Annotated in this window: 13 protein-coding genes; 4 read left to right on the forward strand and 9 right to left on the reverse strand. The window is 70.1% G+C overall.

Annotation, left to right across the window (positions count from 1 at the left end; translation table 11 throughout):
* Positions 1-446: 446 nt before the first annotated feature.
* From K4L06_RS07640 to K4L06_RS07665, 6 genes are all read right to left on the reverse strand, one after another.
* Complete coding sequence (locus K4L06_RS07640; RefSeq protein WP_221670829.1) at positions 447-2,441, reverse strand: phospholipase D family protein; 1,995 nt, start codon at positions 2,439-2,441, stop codon at positions 447-449.
* A complete protein-coding gene (locus K4L06_RS07645) occupies positions 2,438-3,136 on the reverse strand; it encodes a YceI family protein (protein WP_343225741.1) in 699 nt (232 codons plus the stop codon). The genes K4L06_RS07640 and K4L06_RS07645 overlap by 4 nt, the downstream gene beginning before the upstream one ends.
* Complete coding sequence (locus K4L06_RS07650) at positions 3,127-3,603, reverse strand: histidine phosphatase family protein (RefSeq protein ID WP_221670830.1); 477 nt, start codon at positions 3,601-3,603, stop codon at positions 3,127-3,129. Before K4L06_RS07650 ends, K4L06_RS07645 begins: the two co-directional genes overlap by 10 nt.
* A 157-nt stretch (positions 3,604-3,760) precedes the next feature.
* Positions 3,761-4,390, reverse strand: coding sequence for a ParA family protein (locus tag K4L06_RS07655; protein ID WP_221670831.1), 630 nt, complete (start codon positions 4,388-4,390; stop codon positions 3,761-3,763).
* A gap of 68 nt (positions 4,391-4,458) precedes the next feature.
* Entirely contained in the window at positions 4,459-5,715 is a 1,257-nt protein-coding gene (locus K4L06_RS07660; RefSeq protein ID WP_221670832.1) for a hypothetical protein, read from the reverse strand.
* Positions 5,712-6,623: an AEC family transporter gene (locus K4L06_RS07665; protein WP_221670833.1), complete on the reverse strand. Its 912-nt coding sequence runs from the start codon at positions 6,621-6,623 to the stop codon at positions 5,712-5,714. The genes K4L06_RS07660 and K4L06_RS07665 overlap by 4 nt, the downstream gene beginning before the upstream one ends.
* A 366-nt stretch (positions 6,624-6,989) precedes the next feature.
* Between K4L06_RS07665 and K4L06_RS07670 the strand changes: the two genes are divergently transcribed.
* Both K4L06_RS07670 and K4L06_RS07675 read left to right on the forward strand, forming a co-directional pair.
* Positions 6,990-8,474, forward strand: a complete 1,485-nt coding sequence (locus K4L06_RS07670; RefSeq protein WP_221670834.1) for an AAA family ATPase — start codon at positions 6,990-6,992, stop codon at positions 8,472-8,474.
* A gap of 26 nt (positions 8,475-8,500) precedes the next feature.
* A complete protein-coding gene (locus K4L06_RS07675) occupies positions 8,501-8,902 on the forward strand; it encodes a hypothetical protein (RefSeq protein ID WP_221670835.1) in 402 nt (133 codons plus the stop codon).
* Here the strand turns inward: K4L06_RS07675 and K4L06_RS07680 are convergent.
* Both K4L06_RS07680 and ggt read right to left on the reverse strand, forming a co-directional pair.
* Positions 8,886-9,239 carry a gamma-glutamylcyclotransferase family protein gene (locus tag K4L06_RS07680; protein ID WP_221670836.1) on the reverse strand — a complete coding sequence of 118 codons (354 nt, stop codon included), beginning with the start codon at positions 9,237-9,239 and terminating at the stop codon, positions 8,886-8,888. The two genes, K4L06_RS07675 and K4L06_RS07680, sit on opposite strands and share 17 nt — an antisense overlap.
* 223 nt (positions 9,240-9,462) lie before the next feature.
* Positions 9,463-11,202, reverse strand: coding sequence for a gamma-glutamyltransferase (gene ggt / locus K4L06_RS07685; RefSeq protein ID WP_221670837.1), 1,740 nt, complete (start codon positions 11,200-11,202; stop codon positions 9,463-9,465).
* Between the two features lie 251 nt (positions 11,203-11,453).
* Between ggt and K4L06_RS07690 the strand changes: the two genes are divergently transcribed.
* Both K4L06_RS07690 and K4L06_RS07695 read left to right on the forward strand, forming a co-directional pair.
* Entirely contained in the window at positions 11,454-12,959 is a 1,506-nt protein-coding gene (locus K4L06_RS07690; RefSeq protein ID WP_221670838.1) for a hypothetical protein, read from the forward strand.
* Positions 12,960-13,552: 593 nt separating this feature from the next.
* Positions 13,553-14,215 (forward strand): ankyrin repeat domain-containing protein, encoded by a 663-nt coding sequence (locus K4L06_RS07695; RefSeq protein ID WP_221670839.1) that lies wholly within the window; start codon positions 13,553-13,555, stop codon positions 14,213-14,215.
* A gap of 156 nt (positions 14,216-14,371) precedes the next feature.
* Here the strand turns inward: K4L06_RS07695 and K4L06_RS07700 are convergent, their stop codons facing one another.
* Positions 14,372-14,521 (reverse strand): hypothetical protein, encoded by a 150-nt coding sequence (locus tag K4L06_RS07700; RefSeq protein WP_221670840.1) that lies wholly within the window; start codon positions 14,519-14,521, stop codon positions 14,372-14,374.
* Positions 14,522-14,634: the final 113 nt, after the last annotated feature.

The raw sequence follows: 14,634 nt of genomic DNA on the forward strand, positions 1-14,634 counted from the left end.
ACGCCGTCTAGTTCAAGCGCGGCTGCCGCAGCGGCGCGACCGGCGGAAGAGCAAATCCCCCGCGCCAATGCGGCCGCTGCAGGACTTCGGGCGACGCAGGGCGCAGCCCCCTTTTCCAAAGGGGGCGATTTTCAAAGGGAGCGATTTCACTTTGTGCGGGTTCTGGCGGGCCGAATCCCTAGGCGTCTCGGCGTGCCGGCTTCCGCTCCCGCCACCCACGCTGTTCCCCCCCCTTTGAAAAAGGGTGAGAGCGTGCGCTTGCGAACCGCAGGTTCGCGCACGATCGAACGCCAGCAGGCTATGCCTGCTGGCCGGACGGGTAGGGGGGATTTGCCTTTGCTCTGCGCTATTTAAAGAACGCGCCGACCTGTGCGCGCCGAACGCGGATCCCCACGCCGACCCACAATCGATTCCCGATTCCCGATTCCCGATTCCCGATTCCCGACTCAAAGAATCGGCGCCAACCCCGCTCCGAAGGCGGTGAACATGCGCGTGGTCAGGCTCTTGACGCCCAGGTTGACCTCGGGGAAATCGCCGACCGGCTTGTAGCAGGCGCGGAAGCCCGGATCGTTGCGGTACAGCGGGTGAGGGCAGTTCGGGCCGGGCACGAACTCGTAGCTGGTCGCGTAGCGCACCGGCCACAGGTCGAAGATCGGCAGGTGTTCGGAGATCTTGGCCAGCGAGTACTCCAGCCCGGAGAACACCGGCGGTTTGTCGCGGCGCGCGATCACCCAGGAATTGGCCGGCGCGATGTCGCGGCGGATGCTGTCGGCCAGGGCGCGGGCGAAGGCCGGATCGTCGATCACCACCGCGCTCTCGGTGTTGTAGTGGTCGCCGCGCGGATCGAAGTTATGGGTGCCGATCACGCCGATGCGTTCGTCGATCACCATCGACTTGGCGTGCATGCCGATGCGCACGCCGGCGCGCTTGAGCGGCACCGGTTCGTTGCTGCGCCGGCGCGCGTAGCGGATCGCGGCGTACTCGCGCGCCAGCGGCTGGCGGTAGCGCTGGCCGTACAGCACGCTGCTGCGGTCGGGCAGGCTGCCGCGCGATCCGCTGCCCTGCAGGGCCACCCGGTTGGGCCGGCTGCGATCGCGCGGCCCGCTCTGGTCAGGCCCCTGCGATGCGGGCAGGCCGGGCAGGTCCAGGTCGGGCAGCTGCGCGCCGGTGGCGGCGATGTCGATCGGCGCGTCGGCCGGGAAGGGTTTGTACTCGTAGATGTCGAAGCCGAACTCGCGCAGGTAGCGGCGCTTGTACTTGTACGACAGCGCGTAGGCGATGAAGGCGTCGGTCGCGGCCAGGCTGTTGGTCGAGACGATCACCCGCGGCGCGTCGGGGCGTTCGTGCAGGGTGCGGAACAATTGCTGGGCCGATTTCGACAGCACCAGATAGGGCGTCTGCAGCATCACCTCGTCGCGCGAGTTGGCGATCAGGTTGCGCAGCGAGTCGGAGGCCAGCGCGGCGGCGGCGCTGTCCTCGCGGTGTTTGTCCGGGGTGTCGGAGATGTAGCGCACCGCGCCGACTTCCAGCGCCTGCGCGGCCAGCCGCTGGCGCACCTGCTCGGTGTCGGCCGCGTCCTCGCGCATCCGCGCGGCGCGCTGCGGGCGCTCGAACTCGGTCTTGGGCAGGGTCGGCACGCCCTGCTTGAGCAGGCGCCGGCCGACGTCGCCGAGCCGCTCGACCGGGACGCTGCGGCGGTCGTTCCAGAACAGCTCGAAGTCGTCGCCCATCAGGTCGGCGACCGGGCCGGCGACCAGCACGTCGCGGTCGCGGAAGTTGTACTCGTCGTCCCAGTCGTAATAGTCGTCCTGGTAATTGCGGCCGCCGGCGATGCCGGTCTGGCGGTCGGCCAGCAGCAGCTTGGTGTGCATGCGCTGGTTGAGCCGGCGCCAGCAGCAGGCCGCGGCCAGCACGTACTGCGGATAGCTGATCCGGGCGCGCTGCAGCACCGGGTTGTACAGCCGGACTTCGAAGTTGACGTGCGCGCCGGACAGCGCGGCCAGGGTGTCGACGTGGCGCAGCGCCGACAGCTGGTCCAGCAGCAGGCGCACGCGCACGCCGCGGCGCGCGGCGGCGAGCAGTTCGTCGAGCACCAGCTTGCCGGCGTCGTCCTCGTCGAAGATGTAGGTCTGCAGGTCCAGGCTGCGGGTGGCGCCGCGGATCAGGTCCAGCCGCGCCAGCATCGCATCGGGGCCGCGGTCCAGGATCAGGGCGTAGTGGCGCGGCTGCTCCGGGGTCGAAGCGGCGCGCGCGCGCAGACCCAGGTCGCGCAGCGGCGACACCTGGGCGCAGGCGTCGGCGGCCTGGCAGTCGACCTGCTGCGAGCGGGCCTGCGCGGCGATCTGGCTGGCGCGGTCGCGCTGCGCCGGACTCAGGGTCGCGCAGGCGCTCAGGCTCAGGGCCAGCAGGGCGGCGGTCAGGCCGCGCGGCACGGGATTCAACGGGACGGCTCCTTGCGTTCCGTGCCGTCGCCGGCCGGAGTCTTGCTGTCGCTGGGTTTCGGGTCGGCCATTCTGAGGCCTGCAGGCTTCAACCGTACTTGCATGGTGAAGCGGACCCGGTCGCCGAGCGCGAGCTGCCAGCCGTCCAGGCGGTAGTCGTAGCGGCTGACGCTGCCGTAGGCGTAGGCGTCGCAGTCCTCGCCCGGGCGGGCGCAGGCGCCGGGGGGCAGGACGAAGGTTTCCCAGCGGCTGACCCCGTGCAGGGTCAGCCGGCCGCGCAGCGGCCCGCCGGTGCGGACCAGGTCGGCGGCGTGCGGTTCGGACACGAACTCGATGGTCGGGTAGCGGGCGGCGTCGAAGAAACGCTCGCCGCGCGCCAGCCGGGTGTAGCGCTCGGATTCGCCGACGACCACGGCGGTGGTGGCCAGGCGGATGCGGACCTGGTGGCGGCCGTCGGCGAGGGTCGCGACCTCGCCTTCGTAGCGTGGGAACTCGCCGTTGACCTTCTGCCCCCAGCGGGTGCGCAGTTCGAAACCGAAACGGGTGTGCAGCGGGTCGAAGCCCTGGCTGTGCGCCACCGCGGACGGTTGCGCCAGGCCCGCGCCGGCGCACAGCGCCAGCGCGATGCCGCCCAGGGTCCGCCGGACCCGGCCTCGCCAGCGCATCGGCGCCGGCGCCGCCGGGTTCACGGCCACCAGAACTGGCTGAGCTGGGCGATGCCCGGTTCCAGGCCGGTGCCGGCCGGCACGGTGAGCACGGCGATGCCCGCCGGCGGCATGCCGCGATAGTCGCCGGACTGGCCGCTGTAGAGCAGCGCCGCCAGCCGTTCCAGGCCCGGGTTGTGGCCCACCAGCATCAGCCGCTCGGCTTCCAGGTGGGTGTCGGCCAGGCCGATCAGGGTGCCCGGCGTGGCCTCGTAGATCGACGGCTCGATGCGCTGTTCGACATAGCCGACCGCGCCGAGCACGGCTTCGAGGGTCTCGCGGGTGCGCCGCGACGGCGAGCACAGCACGCAGTCGGGCACCAGTTTGTTCTGCGCCAGCCAGCGCCCGGCGGCTTCGGCTTCGGCCAGCCCCTCGGCGGACAGCGGGCGGTCGAGGTCGGCCTGGCCTTGGGCGGCGGGCTCGGCGTGGGCGTGACGCAGCAGGATCAATTCGCGCATGAGAGCCAGTGTGGTGAGGAAAGGAATCGGACCGCGGCGGGGGCGCGAAGGTCGTCGAAGCATGCCTGTCGGCGCCGCCGAAGGGTAGCGGCGCGACGGCGGCAGGCGCGTGAACGCGCGCCGCGCAAGGCGGCGCCGGCGCGCGCGGGCGGAAGGCTTACTTGCGGATCCACTTCAGCAGCGGTTGCCAGTCGGCCTGATGGTCGCGGATCTGCTGCGAGTGGTAGTCGAACAGGCTCTTGCCCAGCGCGGTCATGACCACGTAGGCCTGGCTGTCGCGGATCTGCCCGACCACCGGATACGGCCACTCGCGCAGCAACTCGACCGCCTGCTGCGAGGCGTTGGTCCAGGGCTTGAGCTTGTTGCCGACCAGGCCGACCCGGAGCTGGCCGCGGCGCACCCGCGGGTGCTGGGCCAGGGTGTCGAGGAAGGGCACGGTGGCCTCGATGTCCAGGGTCGAGGGCTGCACCGGCACCAGCACCGCGTCGGCGATTTCGAGAAACCCGTCCAGGTCGTCGGCCATCGCCCCGGCCGGCGCGTCGATGACCGTGCGCTGGGCGTCTTCGGGCAGCTGCTTGCGCCAGGCCTTCTTGCGCGTGCCGTCCAGCGGCAGGACCGCGCTTTCCAGCACCGAGCGGCGCTGTGCCCAGCGGGTCGAGGAGCCCTGCGGATCGGCGTCGATCAAGGCCGTGCGCAACCCGTCCAAGGCCGCCTGCGCGGCGAGATGGGTCGCGATCGTGGTCTTGCCGACCCCGCCCTTGGAACTGGCCACCAGCACGGTCTTCATGCGAGCTCCCCTCCGGAAGGAACCCGCAGCGTACACCGGGGGCGGGGGCGGGTCATCACGGGGGCGGACTACGGTGTCGGGCCGTCGCCGGCAGGTGGGCGATCAGTCGGGATGGGAGGCATGCGGCCGGTCAGGATCAACGCGCGCCCCCTAGGGTGCTCGGGCAGCCAGCCCGGTGGAGCGTCGCCCCGCCCGCGCCGTTCCAATTCGGCGCGCAGCGCCGGAACCTCGCCGTGCTCGCGGATCGCCCAGGCCAGCGTCGGCGACGAGATCTCGGCCGCGTTGGTGCGCAGCCAATGCGATTGACGCAGGCGCTCGCGCCACAGGGCGGCATCCGGCCCGTCCGGCGTCAACAACACCATCCGCGTGGTACCCATCGCCTGCGCGAGCAGGCTGTCGCCGTCTGCGATCAGCCTCATGACCGCACGGCAGGGCGCAAGCCGGGTCGAACCCGGCGCCAGCACGACGCCGGGAGAGCAGTTTTCGAAGGTTCGGCCGAAAGTCTGGATCCCCACGGCGGTGGCGTAGGAGGCTACAAGCGCCGGGCCGAGTTGCGCCGCTGGTGTGGAGTCGGGAATTTCCAGCATGTGCCGTAGCGCTGTCTCGGCGTGGTGATCGAGCGGTGGCCATGGCACGGCCTGCAGGGCGCGCAGCGTCTCGCGGCTGGTCCCGGCCAGATGGTCGTCATAGCGGCTCGCCTGGGCGGCTCGGTTCAGGACTGCCGTATCCGTTTGCGAGCCGGCCGCCGCAGGTGCGGCCCGGTCCAGGGCCAGTAGCCAGACCGCGGCATTGTCAGGCTCGATCTGCTGCAGGCGATCGATCGCGGGGCCCGGTTCGCATCCGTCGACGCCCAGGCAATCGATCGCCTCGAGCCAGGCGACCAGGGCCCGGTGTTCGGACAGATCGCGTGCGCGCACCAGAGCGTCGCGACGCCGCGACGGATCGAACGGTGGGTCCGACTCGATCAATGGCAGCAGCAGGGCGATATCGAGGTGGTCGCGGGCCTGGCCGCGCGCGGCCAGTTTGTGCAGATGCGCTTTCAGAGCGGCCGAGATGTCGTCGGTCAGCCGGGCCATGGCCTTGGCTGCCGCAGGCGCGGTCGAAACCGTAGCGGCCTGACCTTCGCGTCGATGGCTGGCTCGGTCCGCGGACGCGGCGGCGGTGCGGTCCGCCTGGGCAGCGGCAGCGGCAGCGGCGGCGGTCGGCGCCGACGTGCCGGCTCGATCGGAGGGGGGCGCGCTGCAGGCGCACAGTAAGGCCAGCCAGGCCAGTGACTGCGCGAAGCGTGGGCGCAAGCCGGTCGCGCGACGGTGCGAATCCCTCATCCGTTGGCTCCGATACCCGCCCACAGCGGCAGGGTCAGCAGGGACAGCAGCAGGCCGTAGCCGACCATCGCCGCGGCCAGGCGCGGGGCCAGGTTGTGGGCGATGGCCAGGGCGCCGGCGGTGACCATCGACGGCATCGCCGATTCCAGCACCACGGTGCGGGCCCCTTCGCCGTGCAGGCCGAGCCAGGGCAGCAGCAGCCAGGCCAGGGCCGGCATCAGCGCCAGTTTCAGCGCCAGGCCGGCGGCCAGCGGCTTGAGTTCTTCGCGCGGCAGGGCCAGCTTCACCGACAGGCCGATCGTCAGCATCGCCAGCGGCAGCAGGGCGTCGGACAGGCGCTGCAGGCCGCCGGCGATCCAGGCCGGCGGCTCGGCCGGCATGACGCTGAAGCCGATCAGCAGCGCCCACAGCGGCGGGAAGCGCAGTACCCGGCGCAGCATGTCGCGCGGGCCGGGGCGGGCGTCGCCGCCGTAGCGGGCCAGCACCCACAGGCCGAAGGTCGACAGGATCAGGAAGGCGCCGAACTGGTCGTAGACCACCGCATAGGGCAGGGCGTGTTCGCCTATCAGGGCGCGGGTCAGCGGGTAGCCGAGGAAGCTGGTGTTGCCCAGGGCCACGGTCAGCAGCAGCACCGCGTGTTCGTCGCGGCGCAGTTTCAGCAGCCGCGCCAGCAGTCCGACCAGCAGCACGGTCGCGCCGAGCAGCAGCCAGGGCACCGCGGCGACGCCGAGCAGGGCCGGCTCCAGTTGCAGGCGCGGCGCGTAGCGCAGCACCGCGGCCGGCAGGCAGACGTAGAGCACGACCAGGTTCAGGGTCTGGGCGGCGTTGTCCGGCAGCGCACGCAGGCGCTGGAACGAATAGCCCAGCGCCAGCATGGCCAGGATCAGGGCGAAGGCGTCGAAGGCCATGGGTGGGTAAGTCGTCGATACGCGGAAGTGCCTCAGGCGATGGTCGCGGTTGCGGGGCGCGGGCTCAAGGCGGCTTTTGGGTTAGGGGCGGTAGGGGGGCGTTCGAGCGGAGGGGAGAGCAAAAAGCAAAAGCAAATCCCCCCTGGCCCCCCTTTTCCAAAGGGGGGAACCCCATCTTGTGTCGGCGCCTGCTGTCGCCGGCGTGGAGTCGGCTTGGAGCCGGCGTGGATGGTGCCGTTGCCCCCTTTACAAAAGGGGGCGGCGACCGCGCAGCGGGCGCGGGGGATTTGCTTTTGCTCTTGCTCCTGCTTCGGCAGTCCAGCCGCAGCGCCCGTATCATGGGTGTTCCACGGAAGACCTGCCCCGATGAGCGACCTGCAAGACCTGACCGCGCTGATCCGCTCCAATACCGCCCTGATCGTGATCGAGACCCGCGACGAAGCGCGCGTGGTCGAGCTGTTCCGCCAGGCGCTGATGAACGTCTGGCGCGCGCTGCATCGCTGGTCGATCACCGAGGGCCTGCGCCGGATCGATCTGGATCGCGAAGACCAGGCCGAGACCGCGCCGGACATCTCGACCACCTTGCAGGCGATCCGCGAGGCCGACCAGCGCGGCATCTATCTGCTGTTCGACGCCCATCCCTACCTGGGCTACGCCAGCACCCAGCGCCAGCTGCGCGAGATCGCCCAGCGCCGCGACTGCGAGCCGCACGTGCTGGTGCTGGTCGGGCATCAGGTCGAGCTGCCGCCGGACCTGGATTCGCTGGCGGTGCGCTTCGCGCCGCGCCTGCCCGACGCCAACGCCCTGCTCAAGCTGGTGCGCGAGGAAGCGGCCAACTACATGCGCGAGCACGGCGGCCGCCGGGTCGAGAGCGATGCCGAGGCGGTCGAGCAGATCGTGCGCAACCTGCGCGGCCTGGACCTGGTCGACGCGCGCCGCATCGCCCGCCATCTGATCTTCCGCGACGGCGCGATCGGTCCGGACGACCTGCCGGAACTGGCCAAGCTCAAGTTCGAGTTGCTCAACCGCTCCGGTCATCTGCATTACGAATACGACAGCGCGCGCATGAGCGAAGTCGCCGGTGCGCGCCGGCTCAAGCGTTGGGTCGAACAGCGCCGCAGCGTGTTCACCGGCGCGCAGCCGCCGCCGGGCCTGGATCCGCCCAAGGGGATGCTGCTGCTCGGCGTGCAGGGCTGCGGCAAGTCGATGCTGGCCAAGGCGGTCGCTTCCGGTTTCGGCGTGCCTCTGCTGCGCCTGGACTTCGGCACCCTGTACGACAAGTTCCACGGCGAGACCGAAAAGAACCTGCGCGCCGCGCTGGCCTCGGCCGAGCAGTTGGCGCCGGCGGTGCTGTGGATCGACGAAATCGAGAAGGGCCTGGCCTCCGGCGGCGAGGGCGACGGCGGCGTGTCGCGGCGCGTGCTCGGCTATCTGCTGACCTGGATGGCCGAGCGCAAATCCAGGCTGTTCCTGGTCGCGACCGCGAACCAGATCGAGGCGTTGCCGCCGGAACTGCTGCGCAAGGGCCGCTTCGATGAGATCTTCTTCGTCGACCTGCCGGTGGCAGAGGTGCGCGAGGAACTGTTCGCGACCCATCTGCGCAAGCGCGCGCTGGAGCCGCAGCAGTTCGATCTGCCCGCGCTGGCCGCGGCCAGCGAGGGCTTCTCGGGCGCCGAGATCGAACAGGCCATCGTCGCCGCGCTCTATGCCGCGCATGCGGCCGGTGCGCCGCTGTCGGACTTCGTCCTGCGCGGCGAGCTCAAGCAGACCCGGCCGCTGTCGGTGGTGATGGCCGAGCAGGTCGAGGCATTGCGCGAATGGGCGCGCGGGCGCACGGTGGCGGCGGACTGAGCCGGGTCGAGGTTGGGGAGGCGGCGATGCGCCTGCTGGTGACGGATTGGTGCAGGGACTGGCGCGGCGAACGGCCCCAGCAGCCGCTGTCGAACCGGCTCGAGCTGGACCACCCCAAGAGCGCGTTGGTCGTCTATCTGAACCTGGCCAACGGCAACTACGAAGAGGCCTGCATCGAATCGGATTCGCCGCAGGCGCTGGACACCTGGCGCGGGGCCCTGCAAGGCGCCGGCGGCGCCGAGCGGGTCGAGCCGGACGCGGCGATGCGCGCTTCGTGCATGTACCGGGCCGGTTACGAGGCCTACGACCAGGGCGGCAACTGGTTGTTCGTCAATCCCATGCAGCGGCCGGAGCTGTTCGAGGACGAATCCGAGTACCAGCGCTATCTGGCCGAATTCGCGCTGTGCGGCGTCATCCGCGGCGCTTGACGTACACCCAGGCGCGTTGGCCCGAGGCCAGCTCGGCCAGCACGCGTTCGTACTCGTCCACTTCGTATTCGTCGGCCTGCGCCAGTTCGGCGGCGCTGATCGCGAACACCGTGCCGTCGACGCGGTCGTGCGGGTCGCCGCTGGCTTCGACGATGGGGTGATAGGCCTCGCCGCTGGTGGCGACGACCTGCGGGTCTTCGATCCGCACCATGGTGCGGCGGAAGCCGGTCAAGGCGTCGGCCCGGCCCTGCAGCAGGCGGCCGAAGGTGGCCTGCTGCACCGCCGGCAGTTGCAGGGTGCCGTAGGAGAACAGGCGTTGGTCGTAGGCGTCGGTCATGATGGAGTTCGAGGTAAGGAAGCGGAGGCTCTTGTAGGAGCGGCGTGAGCCGCGACCACCGAAGCGGTGTGCGACAGCGTTCCGACCGAAACCCGTTCGACCGACACGCTGCGCAGATCCTGTTTGCCGGGCTGCGGCGGCAGCGCTTGCGTTCGTCGCTGCGGTGGTCGCGGCTCACGCCGCTCCTACAAGGAGCGACGTGCGCCGCCGAGAAGGCCGCCGATCAATAACCGGCCGCCTGACCGTCCTTGCGCGACTCGCTGGCGCCGATGTAGCCGCCGTGCGGGTTGACCATGATCGCCTGGTAGCCGCCGTACGGCCCGTGGGCGAAGCGCACGCTGTGCCCGCGGCGCATCAACTCGCGCACGGTTTCGTACGGGTAGCCGGTCTCCAGGTCGAGCTCGCCGCCGTCGCTCATCGCGGTGGCCTGCCCGGCCGGTTCGGTCGAGCCGTCGTGCTGGATCCGAGGCGCGTCGCCGGCTTCCTGCAGGTTCATGCCGAAATCGATCAGGTTGATCAGGATCTGCGCATGCCCCTGCGGTTGCATCGCTCCGCCCATCACCCCGAACGACAGCCAGGGCTTGCCGTCCTTGGTCACGAACGCGGGAATGATGGTGTGGAACGGGCGCTTGCCCGGCGCGAACGAGTTCGGGTGCCCTTCCTTGAGCACGAACTGCTCGCCGCGGTCCTGGAAGATGAAGCCCAGTCCCGGCGGCGCCATGCCGCTGCCCATGCCGCGGTAATTGGACTGGATCAGCGAGACCATCATGCCGTCGGCGTCGGCCACGGTCATATAGATGGTGTCGCCCTGGTCGAGCTGCGCCGGCGTCGCCGGCTGCGCCTCGCGCAGCGCCTTGTCCATCGAGATCAGCTTGCGCCGCTGCGCGGCGTAGTCCTTGGAGATCAGCTTGGCCACCGGCGAAGATTTTTCGAACGCCGGGTCGGCGTACCAGCGCGCGCGGTCGGCGAAGGCCAGCTTCTTGGCTTCGGCGAACAGGTGCACGTGCTCGACGCTGCCGAAGCCGTGCGACTTCAGGTCGTAGCCTTCCAGGATGTTGAGGATCTGCAGCGCGGCGATGCCCTGGCCGTTCGGCGGCAGTTCCCAGACATCGTAGCCGCGGTAATTGCTGCTGACCGGCTCGACCCACTCGCCGCGGTGCTCGGCCAGGTCCTCGTAGCGCAGGAAGCCGTCGTTGGCCTTGAAATAGGCGTCGATGGTGCGGGCGATGTCGCCCTTGTAGAACGCGTCGCGGCCGCCGCGCGCGATCTGTTCCAGAGTGTCGGCCAGGTTCGGGTTCTTCCACATCTCGCCGGTGCGCGGGGCGCGGCCGTCGAGGGTGAACTGTTCCTTGAAACCCGGCCACTTCGACAGCCGCGGCACCGAGGCGTTCCAGTAATAAGCGATCACCTCGTGCACCGGATGGCCTTCGCGCGCGTAACGGATCGCCGGCGCCAGGTTCTCGTTCATCGGCTTGCGGCCGAAGCGTTGGTGCAGGGCGAACCAGGCGTCGACCGTGCCGGGCACGGTGACCGGCAGCGGGCCGTGCGGCGGCACTTCCTTCAGCCCGCGCTTCTCGAACTCGGCCAGGCTCAGCGCCTTGGGCGAGCGGCCGGAGCCGTTGTAGCCGTAGAGCTTCTTGCTCTTGGGGTCCCACACGATCGCGAACAGGTCGCCGCCGATGCCGTTGCCGGTCGGTTCCATCAGCCCGAGCGCGGCGTTGGCGGCGATCGCCGCGTCGATCGCGCTGCCGCCGGCCTTCATCGTGTCCAGCGCGATCTGGGTGGCCAGCGGGTGCGAGGTCGCGGCGATCGCGTGCGGGGCGTAGACCTCGCTGCGGGTGGCGAAGGGCTGGCCGCCGATGCGGTCGGCCGCCGGCGCGGTGCCGGGCAGGGCGAGGGCGCAGGCCAGGGCGAGCGCGGCGCGCAGCGCCGGCCGGCGTCGCGCGGGGATCGTTCGGGACATGAAGGCTCTCTCCAGGGGACGAGCGACGATAGCGCAGCCGGACCCGGCTACGCCCGGGCCGAAGGAAAGGGACGCAGGGGGTTAAGCCGCCTGGCTCATGCCGGTCGGCCGGCCGATGCCGCGGCGCGGCTTAACCCCCTCCGTCCCCGGGGGGGCGACCTAGGGTCGACCCTAGCTGGGGAAGGCACCAGCTTTGTGCCGATCTTGTCATCCCATACGCTGCCGTCCAGATAACGGAACAGGGCCTTGCCATGAGCTTTCCGGAATTCTCCAACCCGCTGCTGCGTTTCGCGCAACTGCCCGGGCTGATCGACCAGCTGCTGCACCAGCAACAGCCGCAGCAGCCGGCGACGCCGGCCCCGGTGGTCGAGCAGGCGCCGGCCGCGCCGATCGAGCTGCCTTACAGCCCGCATGCGCCGGTGCCGAAGGCCGAGACCAAGCCGCTCAGCGAGCAGCTGTACGGCCAGCAGCCGCAGAAGGAAATCGACACCGCCCTGGCCGAGCTGTCCAGCGACGTCTACGACACGCAGGGCAAGGGCGCCGCCGGCTGGACCCGGCTGAGCCCGGAGCAGGTCAGCGCGCTCAAGACCCCGGACGGCAAGCCGGCCGGCATCGATCCGAACGATCTGGAAGTCGAAAGCTCCGGCTTCCGCGCCGCGATCTACACCAACGGCAACGGCCAGTACGTGGTCGCCTTCGCCGGCACCAACGGCTTCAATCCGATCGGCGACGGCGACATCGCCAACGACGTCGGCCAGGGCCTGGGCTTCAACACCAGCCAGTACAAGCAGGCGGTAGCGCTGGCCAAGGAAGCCGAAGCCGCGTTCGGCGACAATGTGGTCTACACCGGCCACTCGCTCGGCGGCGGCCTGGCCTCGACCGCCGCCCTGGCCACCGGCAACACCGCGGTGACCTTCAACGCCGCCGGCCTCAGCAACGACACCCTGCGCGACCTGGGCTTCAGCCCGCACGAGGCGCGCTCGCAGGCCGAGGACGGGCAGATCCGCCGCTACAACGTCGACGGCGATCCGCTGACCGGCGTGCAGCAGAGCGTCGAAGTGCTCAACGGCATGCCCGACGCGGTCGGCTACGAGCTCAACCTCAAGCATCCGGAAGGCTGGCCCAACGTGCTCAGCGCGCACGGCAGCGCGACCGTGATCGAGGCGATGAAGACCCAGACGCCGACCCCGACCGAGAGCACCGAGGGCGACGAACTCGGCGCCCTCGACGCGATGGCCGAGACCGTGTCCGAAACCGGCATCGACCTGCTCGGCGACGGCATCCAGGAAGTGGTCGACCTCGGCGTCGACGCCTTCAACGTCGGCTACGACTTCGGCGGCGACCTCGACGGCGTGATCAACAACGAATACGCCAACGGCCGCTATGTCGACGGCACGCTGAAGCTGGCCGGCGACGTGACCGAAGGCCTGCTCAACCTGACCGGCGACGTCGCCGAAGGCGCGTTCGACCTGACCGGCGACGTGCTGCAGGGCGCCGGCGAATTGAGCGGCGGCCTGGTCCGCGACCTCGGCGAATACGTCGGCCTGGAAGGCGCCGGCGACACCGTCGGCGGCTGGCTCGAGGACGGCGGCCAGTGGCTCGGCGCGCGCGCCGAGGACCTGGGCGACATCAGCGAGGCGGTGATCGACGGCGTCGGCACCGTGGCCGAGGCGACCTTCGACGTGGTCGGCGACGTGGCCGAGGGCACGGTCAACGTGGTCAAGGACGTCGGCAGCTTCCTCAATCCCTTCGATTGAGCGCGGTCGCGATGAGCTGACGCGGCGGTCCGCCGGGCGCGCCGTCGCGACCGAAGCGGCGCGGGAGGGAGCGCTGCGCTAGCAGCGGGAGCGTTGTTTGCCTGGGGGCAAGAGCGAGAGCAAATCCCCCCTGCCCCCTAAGGGGGGAAGCAGCAAAGGCGATGCGACATCGGGACGTCGCGATGCCATCCGCAACAATTGCATTCTGTTGCCGTTCCCCCCTTTGAAAAAGGGTGAGAGCGTGCGCTTGCGAACCGCAGGTTCGCGCATGATCGAACGCCAGCAGGCTATGCCTGCTGGCCGGACGGGCAGGGGGGATTTGCTTCGGCCTTTGCCCTTGCGCTCCAAACGGCCCCTTTCTTCATGGCCGGCGCAGGCAGGCAGGCGCGAGCCGAGCGACCACGCGCGCCGCGACTGACTTCGCAGCGGCCGGCGCCGGCCTGCGTTAGCATCGGCCGATGCAGCGAACCCAGGTACCTGCCATGCCCGCGCACTCCTCGCTCCTGCGGCGCCTGTCCTCGCGCGTGATGGCCGCCGCCGTCTTGCTTATGCTGTCGGTCTGCACGGCGTGTGCCGGCCCTGGGAGCGGATCGATGCAAGCCAGCGAAGTTTTCCCCGACCTGCGCAACGCCGAACTGGCCGAGGCGGCCGCCGAAGGCAACGGCGCGCGCGTGCGCGAGCTGGTCGCCGCCGGCGCCGACCCCAATGCGCGCGGCGCCAAGGGCGTGACCCCGTTGCAGTGGGCGTTGTACCACCGCAGCACCGACGGCCTGAAGGCGCTGCTCAGCGCCGGCGCCGATCCCGCGGTCGGCAGCGACGACGGCATGACCGTGGTCCACCTGGCGGCGATGGCCAACGATCCGCGCCTGCTGCGCGCGCTGCTCGACCAGGGCGTGGACCCGAACCTGCCCAACACCGTGACCCGCGCCAGCCCGCTGGCGTCGGCGTTGATGGGCGAGCGCGAGGAGAACTTCGAAGCCTTGTTGGCCGCCGGGGCCAAGCCCGATCTGGCCGACCGTACCGGCAACACCCCGCTGCACGAGGCGGCCAAGGTCAACGAATTCGGCCATGCCCTGACCCTGCTCAAGGCCGGCGCCAGCCCGAACGCACGCAACGTGCAGGGCGCGAGCTTCCAGCGCTTCATGTTCATGACCCCGAGCAAGCTGCTCAACGCCCAAACCCGCGACCAACGCGAAGCGGTGGTGGAATGGCTGCGCGAGCACCAGATTCCGATCGAGGACGCGCAGGCCAAGTGAGCCTGGGCCGGGTTTACGCGGCCGATCGGGCGTCGTCGTAGCGGGGGGGCGTCGCTTGCGGGCGCCAAGAGCAAATCCCCCCTACCCGTCCGGCCAGCAGGCATAGCCTGCTGGCGTTCGATCGTGCGCGAACCTGCGGTTCGCAAGCGCACGCTCTCACCCTTTTTCAAAGGGGGGAACAGCAAGAGCAACGACAGCAGCAACAAAGGCAGCAACAACAACAGCAACAGCAAGAGCAACAGCAACAGCAACAGCAACAGCAACGACGTCTGCACTGGTGGCTGCGAGGGTTCGGCACTGCGCCATGCTGCGACACGCACGGCTGGCCTGCCTGCGTCACAACCGGCCAAGTCGCTTTCGCCGCCCCCTTTTTCGAAAATTTGCTGTTCCCCCCTTTGAAAAAGGGGGGTAGGGGGGAT

The organism is Lysobacter sp. BMK333-48F3, assembly GCF_019733395.1.
Classification (GTDB): Bacteria; Pseudomonadota; Gammaproteobacteria; order Xanthomonadales; family Xanthomonadaceae; genus Lysobacter.